22 protein-coding genes are annotated in these 21049 nt (G+C 50.8%); 3 read left to right on the top strand and 19 right to left on the bottom strand.

The features are described 5' to 3' along the window. Nucleotides 1–31: 31 nt before the first annotated feature. The 16 genes from JL719_RS05675 to accA form a co-directional block, all read right to left on the bottom strand. Nucleotides 32–679 carry a response regulator transcription factor gene (locus JL719_RS05675; protein ID WP_033158838.1) on the bottom strand — a complete coding sequence of 216 codons (648 nt, stop codon included), beginning with the start codon at nucleotides 677–679 and terminating at the stop codon, nucleotides 32–34. Between the two features lie 21 nt (nucleotides 680–700). Continuing rightward, a complete protein-coding gene (locus JL719_RS05670; RefSeq protein WP_033158837.1) occupies nucleotides 701–2059 on the bottom strand; it encodes an HlyD family type I secretion periplasmic adaptor subunit in 1359 nt (452 codons plus the stop codon). Nucleotide 2060: 1 nt separating this feature from the next. Next, the gene (locus JL719_RS05665; RefSeq protein ID WP_051670411.1) at nucleotides 2061–4211 is read right to left on the bottom strand and encodes a type I secretion system permease/ATPase; all 2151 of its coding nucleotides are present in this window, start codon (nucleotides 4209–4211) and stop codon (nucleotides 2061–2063) included. A gap of 111 nt (nucleotides 4212–4322) precedes the next feature. Continuing rightward, nucleotides 4323–5360, bottom strand: a complete 1038-nt coding sequence (gene truD / locus JL719_RS05660) for a tRNA pseudouridine(13) synthase TruD (RefSeq protein WP_033158836.1) — start codon at nucleotides 5358–5360, stop codon at nucleotides 4323–4325. Nucleotides 5361–5578: 218 nt separating this feature from the next. Continuing rightward, nucleotides 5579–5866 carry a hypothetical protein gene (locus JL719_RS05655; protein WP_033158835.1) on the bottom strand — a complete coding sequence of 96 codons (288 nt, stop codon included), beginning with the start codon at nucleotides 5864–5866 and terminating at the stop codon, nucleotides 5579–5581. A 143-nt stretch (nucleotides 5867–6009) separates the two neighbouring features. Then, the gene (ispF, locus tag JL719_RS05650) at nucleotides 6010–6483 is read right to left on the bottom strand and encodes a 2-C-methyl-D-erythritol 2,4-cyclodiphosphate synthase (RefSeq protein ID WP_033158834.1); all 474 of its coding nucleotides are present in this window, start codon (nucleotides 6481–6483) and stop codon (nucleotides 6010–6012) included. After that, nucleotides 6480–7175: a 2-C-methyl-D-erythritol 4-phosphate cytidylyltransferase gene (ispD, locus tag JL719_RS05645; RefSeq protein ID WP_033158833.1), complete on the bottom strand. Its 696-nt coding sequence runs from the start codon at nucleotides 7173–7175 to the stop codon at nucleotides 6480–6482. Before ispD ends, ispF begins: the two co-directional genes overlap by 4 nt. 3 nt (nucleotides 7176–7178) lie before the next feature. Beyond that, nucleotides 7179–7415 carry a septum formation initiator family protein gene (locus JL719_RS05640; RefSeq protein WP_306789996.1) on the bottom strand — a complete coding sequence of 79 codons (237 nt, stop codon included), beginning with the start codon at nucleotides 7413–7415 and terminating at the stop codon, nucleotides 7179–7181. Nucleotides 7416–7572: 157 nt separating this feature from the next. Beyond that, the gene (eno, locus tag JL719_RS05635) at nucleotides 7573–8856 is read right to left on the bottom strand and encodes a phosphopyruvate hydratase (RefSeq protein ID WP_033158832.1); all 1284 of its coding nucleotides are present in this window, start codon (nucleotides 8854–8856) and stop codon (nucleotides 7573–7575) included. Between the two features lie 9 nt (nucleotides 8857–8865). Beyond that, complete coding sequence (kdsA, locus tag JL719_RS05630; RefSeq protein ID WP_033158831.1) at nucleotides 8866–9699, bottom strand: 3-deoxy-8-phosphooctulonate synthase; 834 nt, start codon at nucleotides 9697–9699, stop codon at nucleotides 8866–8868. A gap of 12 nt (nucleotides 9700–9711) precedes the next feature. Next, entirely contained in the window at nucleotides 9712–11349 is a 1638-nt protein-coding gene (gene pyrG / locus JL719_RS05625; protein ID WP_033158830.1) for a CTP synthase, read from the bottom strand. Between the two features lie 128 nt (nucleotides 11350–11477). Beyond that, nucleotides 11478–12950, bottom strand: a complete 1473-nt coding sequence (locus JL719_RS05620; protein WP_033158829.1) for a diguanylate cyclase domain-containing protein — start codon at nucleotides 12948–12950, stop codon at nucleotides 11478–11480. A 13-nt stretch (nucleotides 12951–12963) separates the two neighbouring features. Continuing rightward, nucleotides 12964–13161, bottom strand: coding sequence for a hypothetical protein (locus JL719_RS05615; protein ID WP_033158828.1), 198 nt, complete (start codon nucleotides 13159–13161; stop codon nucleotides 12964–12966). A 2-nt stretch (nucleotides 13162–13163) separates the two neighbouring features. Further along, nucleotides 13164–13358 carry a hypothetical protein gene (locus JL719_RS05610; protein ID WP_033158827.1) on the bottom strand — a complete coding sequence of 65 codons (195 nt, stop codon included), beginning with the start codon at nucleotides 13356–13358 and terminating at the stop codon, nucleotides 13164–13166. 31 nt (nucleotides 13359–13389) lie between these two features. After that, nucleotides 13390–14718, bottom strand: coding sequence for a tRNA lysidine(34) synthetase TilS (gene tilS, locus JL719_RS05605; RefSeq protein ID WP_033158826.1), 1329 nt, complete (start codon nucleotides 14716–14718; stop codon nucleotides 13390–13392). A 66-nt stretch (nucleotides 14719–14784) separates the two neighbouring features. Continuing rightward, nucleotides 14785–15759: an acetyl-CoA carboxylase carboxyl transferase subunit alpha gene (gene accA / locus JL719_RS05600; protein ID WP_033158825.1), complete on the bottom strand. Its 975-nt coding sequence runs from the start codon at nucleotides 15757–15759 to the stop codon at nucleotides 14785–14787. Between the two features lie 88 nt (nucleotides 15760–15847). On the opposite strand from accA, the gene JL719_RS05595 reads away from it, so the two are divergent. After that, complete coding sequence (locus tag JL719_RS05595; protein WP_033158891.1) at nucleotides 15848–17158, top strand: replication-associated recombination protein A; 1311 nt, start codon at nucleotides 15848–15850, stop codon at nucleotides 17156–17158. A gap of 222 nt (nucleotides 17159–17380) precedes the next feature. Beyond that, nucleotides 17381–18478, top strand: a complete 1098-nt coding sequence (locus JL719_RS05590; protein WP_129871353.1) for an IS5 family transposase — start codon at nucleotides 17381–17383, stop codon at nucleotides 18476–18478. 268 nt (nucleotides 18479–18746) lie between these two features. Here the strand turns inward: JL719_RS05590 and JL719_RS05585 are convergent, their stop codons facing one another. Beyond that, nucleotides 18747–18908, bottom strand: a complete 162-nt coding sequence (locus JL719_RS05585) for a hypothetical protein (protein WP_165385922.1) — start codon at nucleotides 18906–18908, stop codon at nucleotides 18747–18749. Nucleotides 18909–19281: 373 nt separating this feature from the next. Here JL719_RS05585 and JL719_RS05580 point away from each other — a divergent pair, with 373 nt between their 5' ends. After that, nucleotides 19282–19929: a DUF2959 domain-containing protein gene (locus JL719_RS05580; RefSeq protein ID WP_033157019.1), complete on the top strand. Its 648-nt coding sequence runs from the start codon at nucleotides 19282–19284 to the stop codon at nucleotides 19927–19929. A 92-nt stretch (nucleotides 19930–20021) separates the two neighbouring features. On the opposite strand, the gene JL719_RS05575 is transcribed toward JL719_RS05580, so the two are convergent. Together JL719_RS05575 and JL719_RS05570 are read right to left on the bottom strand one after the other, a co-directional pair. Then, nucleotides 20022–20729 carry a dinitrogenase iron-molybdenum cofactor biosynthesis protein gene (locus JL719_RS05575; RefSeq protein ID WP_033157020.1) on the bottom strand — a complete coding sequence of 236 codons (708 nt, stop codon included), beginning with the start codon at nucleotides 20727–20729 and terminating at the stop codon, nucleotides 20022–20024. Between the two features lie 10 nt (nucleotides 20730–20739). Further along, nucleotides 20740–21048: a rhodanese-like domain-containing protein gene (locus JL719_RS05570; RefSeq protein WP_033157021.1), complete on the bottom strand. Its 309-nt coding sequence runs from the start codon at nucleotides 21046–21048 to the stop codon at nucleotides 20740–20742. Between the last annotated feature and the right edge of the window lies 1 nt (nucleotide 21049).

Here is a 21049-nt window from a genome sequence, read left to right as displayed (position 1 = left end):
GCTATTCCTAAACTCAAACTCCTGCTGACTCTCATAACATTCCTCTCTGATATTGGTCGATTTCTTTTAACAATAGGGCTAATCTCAATCGGTCGTCGACATTCAATTTCCTAAAAATCGACGATAAATGCGCTTTTACAGTACGCTCGGAAATATTCATCGCAAAAGCAATACGCTTATTACTTTCGCCCTGCCGTATCATGTCCGCCACTTCCACTTCGCGCGCGGATAGACTAGCCAGTTGCTTTAGCTTTAGTTCGGTATCGACAGTATTAGGTGCAAGTTGTGGACGCCTGGCACTGGTCAACACACCAATGACCTTGGGCACCAAAGCCCGACGAATCCAAATATCGCCCGCCAAAATACAAGCTACCGCACGAGTTAAAAGCTCCGACGCTTCGGATTGTTCGCAATAGCCGGCGGCACCGTTAATCAGCACCTCGATCTGCTTATGTTCCGGCCAATCGCAACCCATCACCAGAAACCGGACCTTTTTGTTAGCAAAAACCGTTAACAAGCTGGCATCGTCATCCAGTTTTTTTGCATCGAAAATCACTGCATCGGCGGTATATTCACCGCGAATACTGTGCAGCATACTAACGTTATATTCCGCGATCAGCGCATGAGTCCACTGCGCCGTCAGCTGAGGATTATTGGAATAAATCAGTATGTTAGCCACAAATGTAATTGTTGTTATGAGTTATCGTTCTCTTAAAGCCCTATCCCTGGCTTTCAATATCGGCTTCAAGAGGTAATCAAGCACTGTTTTTTTTCCGGTCAAAATATCAACTTCCGCGGTCATCCCGGCAATGATTTCCAAGCGTTCGCCGCCCTTTTCCAGGTAATTTTTAGCGGTGCGCAAACGAATCAAGTAGTAACTGTCTTCATCTTTCTTTTCGCCGGGTATGCTGTCGGCGCTGATATGTTCCAAAGAGGCCTCCAGGCCGCCGTAGATCGAAAAATCATAAGCGCTTAGTTTTACCACAGCTTTCTGCCCAGGGCGAAGAAAAGCAATGTCCGCCGGCCGAATTTTCGCTTCTATCAACAACTGATCTTCCAGCGGCACGATTTCCAGCAAATCCATGCCGGGTTGAATAACGCCACCCACCGTAGCCACCTTGATGCGTTTTACCGTGCCTTTTACCGGCGACAGCACTCTAGTACGGCTAACCCTATCTTCTAGAGCAACGGCAGATTCGGATGTACGATCCAGTTCCGCCTTCACTTCGTTCAACTCTTTCAAGGCTTCGGTTTTATAACGAATCTTGATCTCCGCTAATTTGTTACGCGCTTCGTCCAATGACGAACGTAGCCGCGGCATCGCCAGATTGGCAGAATTCAGTTCGCCCTTCAAATCGTTGGCGGCACGCTGCAAACGCAATAATTCAACTTGCGACATCGCCCCGTCAGCCACCAGCGGTTCAGACATCTTCACTTCGTCTTGCAATAATTTGTAGCTACGCGCCAACTGGTCACTTTTCGATTGAATTTCAATAATTTCCTGCTCTTTCTGCCGTACCTGCTCGGCGAAAATGTCGCTATTCGATCTTATTTCGCTCTGCTTGGAAACCAGCAATTGCCTGGCATTCTCAGCAATTTGCGGCGCGTTTTTCAAAACCTCCTCAGGAATCGCCAAAGGCGTGCCATTGACTTCGGCATTCAAGCGCGCGGTATTCGCCAGTAACTCGTAATACTTTAACTTGGCTTCCTTAAACGAGGAAGCAAAACGGACTTGATCGAGTTGCAGCAACACTTGATCCTTGTCCACCAGTTGGCCTTCTTGAACCAATATTTCCGAAACGATACCACCCTCCAGATTCTGCACCACCTGGACCTGACTGGACGGTATGGTCTTGCCGTCACCACGTGTGACTTCGTCCAAGCTGGCAAATCCGGCCCAAACCAAGGCCACCACCACAAATGCCACCGAGGACCACAGGATCAAATGGCTTTGCAAGGGTAATTCGTAAAGATTGGCGGCGTTGACGTCACTTAAAAAGCCCTGATCTTCGGCTCGATAGCGATGCTCAGCGCGCCACTCGGCTATTTTTTTCAACATATCAAATAGCCACCTTGATCTGTCCTTGGCGCAAGGCTTCCAGCACATGGTCCTTAGGGCCGTCTGCGACCATATGTCCGCCGTCCATTACGATCAATCTATCCACCAAACTCAGCAACGACATGCGATGCGTAACCAGTATCAGAGTCTGTTCGCCCAATTGCGCAGCAAACCGCTGTTTAAACGCCTCCTCGCTACTGTTGTCCATCGCGTTGGTCGGCTCATCCATAATAAAAATGGATGGCGACAACAGCAAAGCTCTAGCCAGCGCAATACTCTGCCGCTGCCCACCGGACAAGGATGCACCGCGTTCGCCCACTTGCAAATCAAAACCCGCAGGATGTTTACTGACGAATTGATCCACACCGGCAATCGCCGCCGCTTTTAACACCGTAGCGTCATCGGCGTAGCGTGAACCCAAGACAATATTGTCCTTCACGCTACCGAACATTAAGGCAATATCTTGCGGCACATAGCCGATTTGCCGGCGTAAATCGGAAGGATCGATTTGGCGAATATCGGTGCCGTCTATCAATATCGAACCCTCTTGCGCCTGATATAAACCCAGCATCAATTTTTCCAACGTACTCTTGCCGGAACCGATGCGGCCGATAAACCCCACGCGCTCACCAGCCTTGATCTTAAACGTTATGCCGTCCAGGGCCTTGACCGGTTGCTGCGGATAGCTGAAACGGACGTGCTTGAACTCTATCTCGCCCTTGAAACCCGGCCTATGCAAATAGTCCTTACCACTCTCGCGTTCCACCGGTAAGGCCATCATGCGGTTAAACGACCCCAAGGCGGTCACAGCTTGATGGTAACGGGTCAATAGTGCGGCGACCTGCCCCACCGGCGCCAAGGCCCGCGAGGTCAACATTGTGCAAGCCACCAAGCCGCCGGTCGTCAAATCGCCATCCGTAATCTGGTAGACACCGGCCACCACCACCAATACCGATGCCAATTGCTGTAGGAAAGCAGTCAAATTGACGGTTAAGCCGGCATAAAACCGCGACTTTAACCCCAGCCGGGCAATTTCGCCGACATTCTGTTCCCTACGGCGCTGCAATTGCCCTTCCGCACCGGCCGTTTTGATAGTTTCCAGATTGGACAGCGCTTCCACCAGTGTGGCATTTTTCTCGCCGCCGAATTTGAACATGGCGTTGATCGTGTTCTTTAACGGCGCCTGCAAGGCGATACCAATCAACATGGCCAACGGTAAAATCGCCAACGGAATCAAAGCCAAACTGCCGCCGACGCTATAAATAATCACTAAAAACAAAAACAAAAACGGCAAGTCGATCAATGTCACCAGCGTCGCCGAGGTCAAAAACTCGCGAAACGATTCGAATTCGCTCAGGTTGTTGGCAAATGCACCCACCGATGGCGGCCTGGCTTCCATGCGAATATTCATCAGTTTTTCAAAAATATTCGCCGACAAGATAATATCGGCGCGCTTACCGGCCGCATCGATAAAATAACTTCGCAGCAGCTTCATCGCCAATTCAAAGCCAAACACGATCAACACGCCTACCGTCAGTACCCACAAGGTTTCCAGCGCGTGATTCGGCACCACGCGATCATACACATTCATGAAAAATAACGGCGCCGCCAAAGCAAACAGATTGATTAATACCGAGGCCGCCAACACTTCCGCATAAATCGGCCAAGATTTATACAGGACGTCCCAAAACCAATGTTTGACCTTAGGCACCGCCGATTCCGCGGTTCTGCCGTCAAAGCGATGCTGTAATTGCACAAAAAAAGCCGAACCGCTGTAACTGGCTTGCAGCTCCGCAACGCTAACAATCTTTTCGCCGCTCTCGGTTTCCGGCAACACCACGGTATAGTTTTCTGCGTTCTTGGCAAGCAACACGCAGGCGTTGCCATCTTTAAGCAACAACACTGCCGGCAGCACCAAATTGGAAATTTTCTGCAAGGGCCTGCGCAACAAGCGGCTGGTCAAACCGGCGCGTTCAGCGGCTCGCGTAAACAAGGCCGGTGTTAATTTATTATCGACTAAGGGCAGCCCTGCCACCAAGGCCGTGGCGGTTTGCGGGATATGCAACAACTTGCAGACCGACAGCAAAGCCAACAATAAAGGATCGTCAAACGTGGAATCTGCTGGTCCGGATATCTGGCCGCTATCAGGCATGGAGGATGTGAGTAGAAGTTATAGTTCTTATAACGCTTAGGCGCGCTACTGTACTTAAGTATTATAAAGCGCTGCCATTACAACTTAAAAAGCAATTTTATCAAAGCAAATTCAATCACCGGCACCAGGTGCATCACCGATAATTTCCCGTAACAAGGCGGTGGCATAGCTACCGGCGGGCAAATTGAAGCTCAACTTGAGTTGATTGTCCAACCACTGCCACGCCATATCTTGCGGCAATGCGCGCAAGGCCCGACGATCTGCTTCCAGATCAAACGCAAGCAATCCGTCGGCTACGGCTGCGTTAGCGGCAATCACGGCGTCTTCTATCGCACCAGCCTCAGCTGTGGCAATCTTACCGCCACGACCCCACATGATCCCGGTGGGATGAATATCGCCCTGCTCGACACGTGCCGAGAGACTGACGTCGTTGGTATCGCCGGTAAAACAGCTATTACTGCCGTCTAGCTTGAATACATCGCCACTTATCGCACGCTGCCAATTGGCTTGCTCGACGCGCCGGGCCAAGATTAAATTGAACAAATACGAGCGCGCCGCCGACAGATACAAGGAACGTTGTTCGCGTTTGACCTTGGCACCGGCAAACATCGCCAATGCACGATCGATATTTTGGCCGTGATGCCCGAAACGCTGCGGGCCGAAGTAATTCGGAAAACCCTGGGCTTTGATGTGTTGCAACTGCTTTTCGGCAAGTTCTTGATCGCCTGTCCAATTGCGGATCAGCAAAGTAAAGCGGTTGCCGGCCAATACGCCGCGCTTAAGTTTCCGGGCATGCCGGACCGTTTGCAAAACCTGCAACCTGTCGGTTTCGATAGCTGACCAATCCGGATCAGCCTTACCCGGCAGCCACACGCTGAACCATTGCCGGGTGCGGCCATGTCTATCCTTCAGACCGGCGTAGCTGACATCGTGTTGTCTGACACCGGCATGGCGAGCCAACTGCCGCGCGACATATTCGGTGTTTTCGCCGATTTTTTGGATATGGAGGAATACATGCTCGCCACTGCCTTCTGGCTCAAACGATAGAATTTCTTCGACGACGAAATCTTCAGGCTCGGTTTTGATGGCGCCGGTACCGTACGGGCCACCGTAGGCGTAAGGCCATTCGGGTAAACTAAAATCTGTCATTGGACTTGTAAAATATCTTAGGTCATGTTTCCGCGATACGACTGCATGGATGCGGGAGGCAGAGCAACACAGGAGCGGTTGCCAAGCGGTCACGCGACATACCGGGGGTTGCCACCATGAAATTGTCAGGGAACGCTGCGCACGCCCTGACCTCCCTAACTGAAGTTTTCGTTGTTCTACTCGAGCCTATCGCGTAGTAAACCCAAATGTTCAGAAAATTAGCTTGGTTGAAAAAGTATAAAAAAAACACCTAACACAACAAAGAAGATTCCAGCCTTAAACGTAAGGTAGTGCGAGTGACAATACTCTTCCTCTATGGTTGGCGGACGTGAGTCATTTTGCGCGTCTAAATACCCTTTAACTCCTCTTTTTTGCCTGCCGCTTAGCCAAGGAATCATCCCGGAACTAATAAGGATAGTGATACCAAAAAGAACAATTCCAAAACCGTCTCCATAATGCTCGAAGCCGTAAGCAATAAATTCGCTTATTGCGTCATTTCTACTCACAGTCGACTCCTTAATTTACAGAGCATCAACACCAAAGATCTGTGGGTATGCACCGCATACCGAACGAAGGCCGCACCGATGGTAAAAGCCAGAAGGTTCGCGGTGAGTACCTCATTTGGCTCGATCAGACACTGGCAACGCTTTTATTTCTCGATCAACACCACCGCCTGCACCGCAATACCTTCCTTGCGCCCTTCGAAACCCAGTTTCTCGGTGGTAGTAGCTTTGACGTTGATGAAATCAACATCGACAGCTAAGTCGGCGGCGATGTTGGCACACATGGCCGGCACATGGGGGAGCATTTTCGGTGCCTGGGCGATGATGGTCACATCGGCGTTGACTAATTTGTAGCCTTTTTCTTGGACGATTTTATAAACGTGGCGCAGTAACACGCGGCTGTCGGCGCCCTTGAATTCGGGATCGGTATCGGGGAAATGTTTGCCGATGTCACCTAAAGCCGCCGCGCCGAGGATGGCGTCAGCCAGCGCATGCAATACCACGTCGCCGTCGGAATGGGCTTCCAGGCCTTTTTCGTAAGGAATTCTCACGCCACCCAAAATGATGTAGTCGCCGTCTTTGAAACGGTGGACGTCGTAGCCTTGGCCGACTCGGATCATGCTTGTTGCTCCATATAAAATTGCGCCAGCGCCAGATCTTCCGGCCGGGTGATTTTGATGTTATCGGGACGGCCTTCGACGATTTTCGGCTGGAAACCCAACAATTCCAGCGCACTGGCTTCGTCGGTAATGGCCGGATTGCCTTCGGTTTGCTGCAAGGCGTCGCGCAACATGCCGTATTTGAACATTTGTGGGGTCAAGGCCCGCCAGACATGTTTGCGATCTATCGTTGCAGTAATCGTGTCGCCGTCGACGTGCTTCAGCGTGTCGTGTGAAGACAGCGCCAGTATGCCGCCGACCGCATCGTCTTTTAGCGTGTCGATTTGCAGATGAATATCGGAGGCAGTCAGACAAGGCCGGGCGGCGTCATGCACCAACACCCAGTCGTCTTCGGCGGCCTGGCCTTGCAAAGATTTCAGAGCCGAGAGTACCGAGTCGGCCCGCTCTTTCCCGCCAGGTGCGGTAATCACCTGCGGATGTTTAGACACATCCAACTCCGGCCAATACGGATCTTCAATGGATATTGCTACAGCCACGGCTTGAAAAGCGCCGGACTGCAATAATCGGTCTAAGGTATGTTCAATGACGGTTTTGCCGGCCAGCGGCAGATATTGTTTGGGGCGATCGGCTTGCATGCGTTTGCCGACGCCGGCTGCCGGGACTACTGCCCAGCACTTTTGAATTTGATTCATGCTCTACTCAAGCACTTGAAAGAAAGTTTCGTTTTCCTTGATCATGCCCAACTCGTAGCGGGCGCGTTCTTCGATGGTTTCCAAGCCACGGCGCAAATCCAGCACCTCGGCATACAAGGAATCGTTGCGTTCCTTTTTTTCCTGGGCTTCCTTAGTCAGCGTATCCAGGCGTTCCCGATAATCGCTAATCTGCGAGACGCTGGCATCACCTAGCCACAACCGATACTGGAAGTGAACGATTAACAGAATGATGATGGCGATCAGGGTTTTAATGGCTGCTCTCGATCTGTAGATTGGGTTAGCCCTACGCGAGGGCTTAACCCAACTTAGAAGTCGACGTGTTGGGTTACGCTCTATCGAGCTTTTATACCCGAAGGGTAACCCAACCTACGCTTTTTTATTTCAGCATTTTAAACGCGCTACGGCCGGCGTATTTGGCTTTGTCGCCCAACTCGTCTTCGATTTTCATCAAGCGGTTGTATTTGGCAACCCGGTCGGAACGGCTCAGTGAACCGGTTTTGATTTGGCCGGTGCCGGTGGCGACCACCAAGTCGGCGATGGTGGTGTCTTCGGTTTCGCCGGAACGGTGAGAAACCACGGCGCTGTAACCCGCAGCAGCAGCCATATCGATAGCGGCCAGCGTTTCGGTCAAGGTACCGATTTGGTTGACTTTGATCAGAATGGAGTTGGCGATGCCCTTCTCGATACCTTCTTTCAGGATGGCAGGGTTGGTCACGAACAAATCGTCGCCGACCAATTGAATTTTGCCGCCCAATTTTTCGGTTTGATATTTCCAGCCGTCCCAGTCGTTTTCGTCCAAACCGTCTTCGATGGAGATAATGGGATATTTATCCACCCAGGCTGCCAGGAAATCGACCATTTCTGTGGAGTTGAAACTACGGTTTTCTGCGGACAACACATATTTGCCGTCATCGAAGTATTCAGAAGCGGCCGCGTCCATACCCAAATAGATGTCTTCACCCGCTTTGTAACCAGCTTTTTCAATGGCTTCCAGGATGACTTCGATGGCTTCTTCGTTAGAAGACAAGTTAGGCGCAAAGCCACCTTCGTCACCCACCGTAGTCGCCAAACCGCGGCTTTTTAATACTTTAGCTAGGTTATGGAATACTTCAGCGCCGTAACGAATCGCTTCACGGAAGGTTGGCGCGCCGACAGGCAGAATCATGAATTCTTGCAAATCCACGCTGTTGTCAGCGTGAGAACCGCCGTTGATGATGTTCATCATTGGTACAGGCAGGATGAATTCGCCGGATTTGTTGAGGAATTTGTACAACGGTACGCCGGCTTCTTGCGCGGCAGCACGGGCAGCCGCCATGGAAACACCCAGGATAGCATTGGCGCCAATACGGCTTTTGCTTGGGGTGCCGTCTAAGGCAATCATTTTTTCGTCCAGTGCAGCTTGGTTGTTGGCATCCATACCTACAACGGCTTCACGGATTTCGGTGTTGACGAAATTAACCGCTTTCAACACACCTTTGCCCAGATAACGGGCTTTATCGCCATCGCGCAATTCAATTGCTTCGCGTTCGCCAGTGGAGGCGCCGGATGGCACCATCGCGCTGCCAACGATGCCGGATGCCAAATATACTTCCGCCTCCACGGTTGGGTTTCCGCGTGAATCCAGAACTTCTCTTGCCTTTACGTCTACTATTCTTGCCATTATTTTGCCCTATAGTGTGGTTTCAATCAGGCTGGTGGATTTAACAGCCCGGTCTATCGTTACTAACATTTCCAATAATTCTTTCATGCGGTGCAAGGGCCAGGAATTGGGACCGTCGCTCAACGCTTCTTCCGGTTTGGGATGCGATTCCATGAAAAGCCCGGCAATGCCCACTGCGACTGCCGCGCGCGCCAACACAGGCACATGCTCACGCTGGCCGCCGGAGACATTTCCCTGCCCGCCCGGCAACTGCACGGAATGGGTGGCGTCGAAAACCACCGGGCAACCGGTGTCGCGCATCACTGCCAGCGAACGCATGTCCGAAACCAGATTATTATAGCCAAACGATACGCCGCGCTCACAGACCATGATTTGCTGATTGCCGGTGGCCTTGGCTTTGGCAGCGACATTGGCCATATCCCAAGGTGCTAAAAACTGGCCTTTTTTGATATTTACGGGTTTACCCAAAGCAGCAACGCTTTGAATGAAATTGGTCTGGCGGCATAGAAATGCCGGAGTTTGCAACACATCCACCACCGCCGCAACCTCTTCTAGCGGCGTATCTTCATGCACATCGGTCAAAACCGGCACATGCAATTGTTGCTTAACCTTTTCCAGAATCTGCAAACCTTTTTCCAGACCTGGCCCGCGAAAACTGCCCAAGGATGAACGGTTGGCCTTGTCAAATGACGATTTATAAATGAAAGGGATATTCAACTCGTCGGCTATTTCTTTCAATTTGCCGGCAGTGTCAATCGTCATTTGTTCGCTTTCGATCACACAGGTGCCGGCGATCAGGAAAAACGGCTGATCCAGGCCGACTTCGAAATTACATAATTGCATGTTTAACCTTGTTTATGCCCCTAAAGGGTGTTTCTTGTGTTTGGCGGCCGCTTCGACGAAGCCGGAGAACAACGGATGACCGTTACGCGGTGTCGAGGTGAATTCAGGATGGAATTGGCAGGCCAAAAACCAGGGATGATCCGGCAATTCGATAATCTCCACCAAACGGCCATCCAGTGATTTACCGGAGAAACGCATACCCGCCGCCTCCAATTGCTTCAAATACTGATTGTTAAATTCGTAACGATGGCGATGGCGCTCGGTGATCACGTCTTTTTGGTACAACTCGAACGCCAACGAATCGGATTTTAAACGGCATTTTTGCGCGCCCAAGCGCATGGTGCCGCCGATGTCGGAATCTTCATCGCGCACATTCAACTGTCCGGCTTCATCCATCCATTCGGTAATCAAGCCGATGATGGGGTGCGGGCTATTCGGCAAAAACTCGGTGCTATGCGCGCCTTCCAAACCGACCACATCGCGAGCAAACTCGATAACCGCGGACTGCATGCCCAAACAAATGCCCAAGTAAGGAATCTTGTTCTCGCGGGCGAAGCGTACCGTAGAAATCTTACCTTCTACGCCGCGCTCACCAAAGCCGCCTGGCACCAGAATCGCATCGACATCTTTCAGCTTTGCCGTGCCTTCGGCTTCGATGGTTTCGGAATCGATATAAGTGATTTGCACCTTGTGACGGGTGTGGATCCCAGCGTGAATCAAAGCCTCATTCAAGGATTTGTAGGCATCGGTGTGATCGACATATTTACCGACAATGGCAATATTGACTTCATCGGTGGGGTGAGTCAGGCCATCGACCACTTTCTCCCAAGCCGACAAATCAGCCGGCGGCACGTCGAGGCGTAACTGAGCCACGACGATGTCGTCCAATCCTTGTTCGCGTAGTAACAGTGGAATGCGGTAGATGGTATCGGCGTCAATCGCGGAAATAACCGCTTTCTCGTTAACATTGGTGAACAAGGCGATTTTTTTACGCTCACTGGCCGGAATCGGCTGCTCGGAACGGCAAATCAAAATGTCCGGCTGAATACCGATGGTGCGCAGCTCTTTTACGGAATGCTGAGTCGGTTTGGTTTTAATCTCGCCGGCCGACTTGATGTAAGGTACCAAAGTCAGGTGAATGAACACAGCCCGGTCTCGGCCCAATTCCACGCCCATTTGCCGGATGGATTCCAAAAACGGCAGAGATTCGATGTCACCAACCGTGCCGCCGACCTCGATCAGTGCCACATCGGTACCTTCTGCACTGGCATAAACGCGGCGTTTGATTTCGTCGGTGATATGCGGAATAACCTGTACGGTCGCGCCAAGATACTCGCCCTTGCGCTCGTTACGCAACACTTGCTCGTAAACCTGACCAGTGGTGAAATTGTTTTTCTTGGCCATCGTGGTTTTTAAAAACCGCTCGTAATGGCCTAAATCCAGATCGGTTTCCGCGCCATCCTCGGTAACAAACACCTCGCCGTGTTGAAACGGGCTCATGGTGCCGGGATCGACGTTGATATAAGGATCGAGTTTGGTGAGAGTAACTTTCAGGCCGCGATCTTCCAAGATGGCTGCCAACGATGAAGCGGCTATCCCTTTTCCCAAGGATGAAACCACTCCGCCGGTGATGAATATGAATTTTGTCATGAACGTTTGGCGCCCTGTTAAGCAATAGCAAGGGGGTCGAAAAGCGGCAAATTCTAACAGTTTTATGGTGCAATTGCCTTTTTAATTGCCAAAGCAAGCTGGGCAGGGATCTCGATTATTGAAAAACATCAACGACATTCGGCAGTAAACACCAACTGATTTTTGCCACGTTGCTTTGCCAGATACATTGCATCGTCAGCACATTTAATCAACAATTCGGCTTCGAAATGATCGGTGGGATACATGGCAATACCGATACTGGCACCAATTTTGACAGTCTTTCCATGAATTAAAAATGCTTGATTGATCGCTTTCAACACATTTAGCGCCACTTGCTTGGCCGCCAACACCGAGTGCAGCGACGTTAGCACGAATACGAACTCATCGCCGCCCAAACGCGCGACGGTATCGACTTCACGGCAACATTGTTCAAAACGCCGAGCCACGGCTTGCAATAACTCATCGCCGGCATCGTGCCCCATTTCATCGTTGACATCCTTGAAACCGTCCAAATCCAAAAACAGTACTGCCAAAAATGTCGAATCGCGCTTGGCCCGCAGCAAGTCTTGCCGCAAGCGCTCGATCAACAAACCACGATTCGGCAAACCGGTGAGTTGATCATGAAACGCCAAATGCATTAATTGTTTTTCCTTGCGCTCCTGCTCGCTGACATCGGTAATCGTGCACAAACTAATCTGATCGTTAAATTCAAACAGCGTTTGGGTGTTGATTTTGGCGACAAAGGTGGAATTGTCGCGCCGCAGCCCCAGCATTCGGGCATTGTCCGCAATAATCAATTCTTTTAAAGGCTTGCCGATCAAGACCTGATCGCCATATCCGAACAACTGATTGGCGGCCTTATTGACGGAAAGCACACTTTCGTCTCGGCCATACAAAACGATACCGGTCTCGATGGAATCGATAATATTGCGCAAGGCCTGCACATTGCCCTGCGATTGCTTGATTTGCGCCAGCAAACGTTTGCAGACCAGAGCAAAATTCAACAGCGCCAGTAATAACAGACTAGCTTGCAAGGTACGCAAGTAGAACACTTCCTTGGTAGCGTTCTGCTGCAATGCTGTAGTAAGTTCATTCATCAAACCCAGCAATTGCGAGTTATGCATCAACAATGTATTTAATGCCGGCCGCAAAACCTCGACATCACCCCCTGCACCACCTTGTTCAACCGGCAATAAGCGTTTATGAATCAAAGTCCAAAGCTGGGACGCCGAGACCGTAATCATTTGCGTATTGGGGGCTTCGGTGGCAGCCAGATAAACCGGTTTGCCATCACCGCTACTGGTCATGCTGCCCTGCAAAAATCCGTTTAAGGTTTTATCGAACAAATCGACGGCATCGGAAAATTCGCTAAAAGCGTTGTGCTTCTCCGCGTCGGTTTGCGCAACATGCAACATCAGCAAAGATTTGGTCATGCGCTGCGACAACATGCGCTGGCGGCCGGACAAATTAATAGCCAACGCACTCTTTTCCAGCTTTGCAGAAATCCAAAAATTAAGCCCCAGCGCCACCGCATCAAATACGATGAATAACACCACCGGAATGAAAATCGCCGGAAGCTTGCCGCGGGTCTTTTCGGTCATGTCAGGCGGCCGCTTATAAGCCCTGATCTACGCCACTTTGTAACTTGGGCCACGTACTGAATGCAAACACCCAAATCATGATGACGTTGAGTATCGGCACCAACAAAACCAGGACCCAGCGCCCATCGAATCCGGCTTTTTCCAAAATCCGATAGCCCAACCACAGGCAAAACAGCATGAATACCGGTAACAACACAAAAAATAGTTCCATGGCTAGCGCTCCTGTTTTGTGTTCGGCCACTCTTGGAAGGCCAATTGCAAAAACACGATCAATAATCCAAAGACCGGCAAAAACACTAGCGCCGCCCACGCTGGGTTTAGCCCGGCTTTTTTATAGATCAGGATCGCCGGAATCGCGACCATCATGCCCACAATCATGGCCTGAAGTATCTCGGGAAACATCAACATGACACCTCCTAACAGTTTTCGTTGCCTATCATTACACGCTTTCGGATGCGCGCCAATCCAATTGGTAACAAGCGTCCGCCGCGCTGAGCCAAGCCCATTCCGCTACCCATAAACCTGCTACCGCAGCCAAGCAACCATTTAAATAAATCAAAGGCCGAATTTCTCTTTCCCAAGGCGGAACCCCTGCTTCCTGGTAGAGTTTTTTAAGACAATGATGGCCCGCCCGACCTGGCAATTTCAGTTTTTCGCCACCGCGCCGAGGCACCACCGTCACTATTGCATTCTGCCATAAATATTTGGACAACCCGGCCGATGCGGAACTTCTCCGCAACACATAGCCATTGCTTAACAGCATTTGCCCTTGTTCTTTGGCCCAACACTTTATCTGAGTGTCCTTTTGCAAGCTCAGCTCAGGGATGCAATACAATTTTTGCCGATATTTTCGGATGGAATGGTCTTGAATATTAATTTGCGGCAACGCATCGGCACGCCCACCAATCAACTGCTCAACCAGCGTTTGCAACACCGCCTGACTAGGCGGCTTTAAACCCTTGCGGCCAAGCCAGTGCCGTAAAAGACAATTCAGTTGCATTGCCGTGAAGGCTGATAAATCCGCGACATTGAAACTGCCATCGGTCGGATCGACAACCGCCTGCAAGGTCTGCGCCGCCCAAGCCTCTATCATCCGTGCCGCGTCGCCGCAATGCCCGGCCGAACGTGCAATCGTTTTATCCAGTGCCGGCCAGCGCCGCTTTAATAAGGGAAGAATGTCGTTACGTAGGAAATTGCGGTCGAAATCGCTGCTTTGATTACTGGGATCTTCCACCCACTGCAAACCTTGAATTTGTGCATAGCGCTGTATCTCGGCCTTGGCCACATTCAATAGCGGCCGCAGCAGTTGTCCTTTCCCAAACGCACTGGTAATCGGCATGCCGGCCAAGCCTGACACGCCGGCGCCTCGGAACAATTGCAACAGCATGGTTTCCATCTGATCCTCGCGGTGCTGGGCCAGCAGGATAATATCGTCGACAGCCAATAATTCCCGTAGCGCCCGATAACGGACCTCTCGTGCCGCCGCCTCCGGACTTTCGCCGTTGTTGGCCCTCGCATCAACCGTTAACAATTGAAAATCTACACCTAAGCGCTCTGCTTGCCGGCGACAATGCTCACCCCATCCCGCCGACTCGGCTTGCAAGCCGTGATCGACATAAACGGCAATAATTTTGCCGGTGAGCGACGGCAAGCCAACGCATAAATCCAGCAGCACCGTCGAGTCCAAGCCGCCGCTATAAGCAACGAAAACTTTCCGGCACGTAACAGGTAATAAAGCGGCGATGACCTGAGAATTGAGATCGGGCATGGTTTACTCACAAAAAAGGCCGATTTCACTCGGCCTTTTAATGAACAACTAAATTAACTGACGGCTTTATTTGACCGGCTCTTCGATGTACGAACCAAAACGCATAATGCGTTGATAGCGTCTTTCCAGCAGCAGGTCCATATTATCCGCCTGTTGCTGCAGTTCGTTCAGATGTCTGCACAAAGCCTCTTGCAGATTGGCGGCAATTTTTTCGAAATTGCGATGACCGCCGCCAACGGGTTCGCGAATCACTTCATCGAGAAAACCTTGTTCACGTACGCGGTCTGAAGTGATGCCCATCGCTTCCGCCGCCAACTGGGCCTTATCGGCACTTTTCCATAGAATAGAAGCACAACCTTCCGGCGATATAACCGCATAGGTGCTGTATTCCAGCATCAATAATCTATCACCCACGCCGATGGCCAACGCGCCACCTGAACCACCTTCTCCGATTACTGTACAAATAATCGGGGTGCGCAATTTTGACATTTCGAACAGATTGCGGGCGATCGCCTCGCTTTGACCGCGCTCCTCGGCACCTATACCCGGATAAGCCCCCGGGGTATCTATCAAGCAAATGATGGGCAGCTTGAATCGCTCGGCCAACTTCATCACCCGCAAGGCTTTGCGATAACCTTCCGGACGCGGCATACCGAAGTTGCGATAAATTTTTTCTTTGGTATCGCGGCCTTTTTGATGACCGATCACCACCACCGGCTGACCTTCCAGGCGAGCCATGCCGCAGACGATGGCCGGATCGTCAGCGTAGGAGCGATCACCGTGCAGTTCGTGAAATTCGGTGAAAATCAGATCGATATAATCCAGCGTATAGGGCCGCCCCGGATGTCTGGACAATTGCGAAATTTGCCAGTCCGACAAATCCGCGAAAATGCTTTCCGTCAAACTCTCGCATTTCTGCTCAAGCTGCTTCAAGGTTTCGGAAATGTCAAAATTGTTGTCGAGTTCGACCTTGCGCAGCTCTTCTATTTTGGCCTGTAGTTCGGCAATCGGCTGTTCGAAATCTAAGAATTTTAAATCCATGTCAATCCGGCATTAGAATCAATAAAATGGTCGGCAATTCTAAAGAAAAATGCCGCCATTGCCTATTTGTTTTACCGAGTCCCCGCAAATGAAGAATGCTACCGCCTTTGACAATACCGCCTATGCGCCGCTTGCGGCCAGAATGCGACCGACTACGCTGGACGATTTCATCGGCCAGCAGCACCTGCTGGGCAAGGGCAAATCGCTACGTGTGGCAATCGAACAAGGTGCGCCGCACTCGTTGGTATTTTGGGGGCCGCCCGGCGTCGGCAAAACCACTTTGGCCAAAATCATTGCCGCCGGCGCACATTGCCATTTCATCGAATTGTCGGCAGTCATGGCCGGCGTGAAAGAAATCCGGGCCGCAGTGGCCGAGGCGGAAGAGGTCAAACAAAGCCGCAATCTGAATACCGTGGTGTTTATCGACGAGATTCATCGTTTCTCCAAAAGCCAGCAGGATTCTTTGCTGGCCCCCATCGAAAGCGGCGCGATTATTTTATTCGGTGCCACCACCGAAAATCCTTCGTTCGAATTGAATAACGCTTTGTTGTCGCGCTTGCGGGTTTACGTGATGCGCAGTATCGAAACCGAAGATCTGCAAGCCTTGTTGCACAACGCATTGACCGACAAAGTACGCGGACTGGGTGACCGCAATTTGCGGATCGAAGACGATATATTGACCATGATCGCTAAAGCCGCCGATGGCGACGCCCGCCGCTGTCTGAACATCCTGCAAATCGCTGCCGATCTGGCGGAAAACCTCGACGGCCGGGAAACAGTGAATCGGGAAGTGCTGGACGAAGTGCTTTTGGGCCATGCGAACCGCTTCGATAAGGGCGGCGATATTTTTTATGACCAGATTTCGGCTTTACACAAATCGGTACGCGGCACCGATCCGGACGCCGCGCTGTACTGGTTTGCCAGAATGCTGGATGGCGGCTGCGATCCTTTATATATCGCCCGCCGAGTGATTCGCATGGCATCCGAAGACATAGGTAATGCCGACCCGCGCGGCCTGGAATTAGCGTTGAACGCCGCAAATGCATACGAACGACTAGGCAGTCCGGAAGGCGAACTATCGCTGGCACAAGCCATCGTTTATCTGGCCTGCGCTCCGAAAAGCAATGCGGTATACGTGGCCTATAAAGCGGCAATGGCGGATGCCCGCAATAGCGGCTCGCTGGAAGTCCCCATCCATTTGCGCAACGCGCCGACCAAATTAATGAAGGAACTGGGACATGGCGCCGAGTATCGCTACGCCCATGACGAGAAAAATGCTTATGCCGCCGGCGAAAACTATTTTCCGGAAGCGTTAAAAACCCGGCAATATTATTTTCCGGTGGAACGTGGTTTGGAAATAAAAATAAAAGAGAAACTGGGCTTTTTAAGGAAGTTATAAAAATTCAAACCCGCACGTAATCTACCGGCGTAGCTAAAATTGGCCAATGCGGAATAGATCATAAAAACGATGACAACTTTGATATTATCGATAGCGGCACTTTCTAACTCTTACCACTAATATCATCTAGCAGGCTGGTGAAAAACTCGAAAAGCCAAGTAAGCTAAGGCATAGATGAGCGGCCAACTGTTAAAATAGGCTACCTAAATTTGGAGCCTTTCAATGCGCGGACACGATGCCATTCAAAACAGCTGGTTCAGCTATGTTAGCCTGGAAGACCGCATTCCCAAGCAGCATCCTCTGCGTCGTTTACGGCTTTTGGTCGATGGCGTCTTGGCCTCGATGGATGCTGTCTTTGCCGAGCGTTACTCGCATACCGGTCGCCCGTCGATTGCCCCTGAAAAACTGCTGCGCGCCTTGCTGTTACAAGTGCTGTACACCGTTCGCAGTGAGCGTCAGTTGATGGAACAACTGGACTACAACCTGCTGTTTCGCTGGTTTGTCGGTTTGGGCGTCGACGATGCCGTATGGGAACGCACGGTGTTCAGCGCCAACCGCGAACGCCTGCTGTCCGAAGCCCTGAGTCGCGAATTTTTTGAGCGGGTACTGGCCATAGCCGAATGGCAAAACCTGGTGTCCGACGAACACTTCAGTGTCGATGGCAGCCTGATCGAAGCCTGGGCCTCGCACAAAAGCTTCGTCAAGAAAGACGGCAGCGGCCCGGACAAACCCGCCGGCCGCAATCCCGAGGTCGACTTCAGCGGCGAAAAGCGCAGCAACGCCACCCACCAAAGTACGACCGATCCGGAAGCTCGGCTTTACAAGAACGGCGAATACACCGAGGCCAAACTGCGTTACATCACCCATGCCCTGTCCGAGAATCGCAACGGTTTGATCGTCGATGTCGAAACCACTCAAGCCACCGGCACCGCCGAAATCGAAGCCGCGCAAAACATGATCAAACGCCGCGTGCCCAAAGGCGGCAGCGTCGGTGCCGACAAAGGCTACGACCAAGCGGCGTTCGTCAACGAACTCAAGGCCCGCGACATCAAAGCCCATGTGGCCCGCAAAAAGACCGGCAGTGCCGTTGATGGCCGCACCGCTTGCGGCAAAGGCTATGCCCAAAGCCTCAAGCGCCGCAAAATCGTCGAAGAAGCCTTTGGCTGGATCAAAACGGTTGGCGGCCTGCGCAAAACCCGTCACATCGGCTTAGCCAAAGTCGCGGGTCAGGCCTTGTTTTGCTTTGCCGCCTACAACCTGACGCGCATGCTCAACCTATTGGTGTTCACGCCGAAACCGGCGTGGAGTTCGCCCGCCTAGGGTGAAGTGCGCCTGAAAACCGTCCAAAGACGGCTTCAGGCGAATCAAAAGCCCTTCAAACAGGGGCAAAACGGTTGAAACTCGATGTCAGGGCCGATTTCAACTCGAAAAAATCACCGAAACCGTGGGTAAGGGGAAATATCAGCGGGTTTTTCACCAGCCTGCTAGGCAAAAAAAACTCCCGTAGACCCATGAGACTACGGGAGTATGAACACAAGCGAATAATGAAAAATATCGCTTGCAAGTCTCTGACTATAGTGAAAAACTTTCAATTCTTAACTGCTTGCACACGATTATTTAATAGAATCGTACTCCATAATGCCGCCACCCCAAACATCATTGTTGACAATATAAATTGCCCGGAAACAAAAGCGACTATACCTAAAAATGATACAGAACCGATAAATACATCTTTTTTTAATTCGTTCATTTGCGCCACCTAATATAAAAAATAATTAACAATTTAATAGTTTTTTAAATCATCCCAAATCTTTAATACCCTGTTCGAAAACGTGGCTTAAGTAAAACCTAAAATCGAATCATCCGCCACCGGCAATCGATAAATTTTGAATAGCTATCGCATTATTTTACTTTCAACAATATCCAGATCTACTGTAACCCTGATTAAATCTGGAGTTTGCTTATTGATGTTTATTGCGTTTTAAAACACCAAGTCAAATATGTGAATATATTCACAATCGAACGTCCACACTCAGTCTAGCTGCATCAGAACCCGGTAAGCACCCGAAGTTGAAGTACACAAACACGGGCTTATAATGCATCCACCAACCCACGGAGCTTTTATGAAATTCAGTTCACGATTTAGTTTGTTTTTGTTGATGTTTGGCTTAGCCGCCTGTTCCAGCGCCTATTACAGCGGCCTGGAGAAAATCGGCATACCCAAACGCGAAGTGATGGTACATCGCGTGGAAAAAGCCCGGGATACTCAAGAGGAAACCAAGCAACAATTTAAGTCGGCGCTCGAACAATTCACCGTGATGACCAATTTCAAAGGCGGCGATTTGGAAGCCACCTACAACAAGCTGAACGGTGAATATGAGGCCAGCGTCAAGAAAGCGGCGGAAGTGAACAAGCGCATCGCAGATATAGAGGACGTCTCCAACGCACTATTCAGCGAATGGGAAACCGAACTAACCCAATACAGCAATGCTTCACTAAGACGGAACAGCCAGCAAAAGTTGACGGCCACCAAAGCGCACTATCAACAACTGCTAGCGGCAATGCGCAAAGCCGAAACCAAAATCGAGCCGGTACTCAGCGTATTTCGCGATCAGGTGCTGTATCTGAAACACAATCTGAATGCCCAGGCCATTGCTTCGCTAAAAGGTCAGCTGGACTCGGTTAAATCGGATGTATCGGCTTTGGTAGTGGAAATGGAAAAGTCGATTAACGAGGCAGATGCGTTTATCAAAACGATGGAAAAGCAATAACGATCCGCGATTGAATTATTACGGCCAAAGCTAAGCGGAACAAAAACCTACCCTCTCGACGGAGAGGGTAAGACGCACAATTTCAGAGCCTCTTATTCCTGATGCGCGAAACGCTTCCGCTCCTCGGCACTTTTACCGAGAGCCTTCGCCATCCAAGGCGGCGCAGCGTCAAACACTTTCTGAAACTCGGTGAGTTTCTCCACCGCATCGATCACATCGGGTTCCTTGATCGGATAAATATCGGCACGGATCACCTTGGCCGCCGCCGGCCCACCAATGGATTGCACAAACAATACGTGGCAATCCTTGATCATATTGGCCCGGAACAGATTTCTGTCGTCGGCGCTGTCGGCTTCCACTGTCGAGCGAATATCGATCAAGCGCATATCAGATCGGGACAATTGGTAGACCAAAAACCGAATACAGGAACCAAAATGACCGTTCAATAGCTGCCCGCTATTGGAGGCAATCGCCACCCGAATCGATTCCGGAATATCACCCTCTTTATAAGGCATGATTTCCGGCAGCCCCTCGTCTTCGTCTTCCTCGCCCCACAAATACCGAACCGCTAGCTTGATGTTTTCCAGACCGATGCCAATATCTTCGCCGTCTTCCTCGCCATCCAGACTTCCGATGCCGGTCTTCAGATTGGTAACGGTAATCGATTTCAGTTTTTCGTCATCCAACGGCGAGCCGACTTTTTCGTGCAACACACCGATCAACTTCGGTACATCTACTCCCGGCAAAATCCGCGAAGCCAGTGCAATACGCAAAGCCAGATCTCGTGATAATTGTTCCATAGCGTCACCCTTAAAGTTTGTGCTGTTCTTTCCAGTCGGCATAGCCGCCGGCCATGCTGTAGACCTGTTGAAAACCAAAATCGCCGAACATTTCCGCCAAATGCTCGCTGGCATGGCCGTAATAGCAATAAATCAGCAAAGGTTTGGCCTTGTCGGCTTTTTTTAACAGCGAATCGCGCAATTGCTCGTGGACATGCATGGCATTGTCGATATGCCCGGCCCGATAATCCTTGAGATCGCGGCAATCCAATATCATCGGTTGCTGTTCAGCGATCAGCTTTTCGGAATCGACAGCGGAAATAGTTTTAAAATTTTTCATG

Source organism: Methylomonas sp. LW13 (assembly GCF_016865255.1).
In the GTDB taxonomy this organism is placed as follows: Bacteria; Pseudomonadota; Gammaproteobacteria; order Methylococcales; family Methylomonadaceae; genus Methylomonas.
Note: the sequence above shows the minus strand (reverse complement) of the source record. Positions and strands in the feature narration are given on the sequence as shown.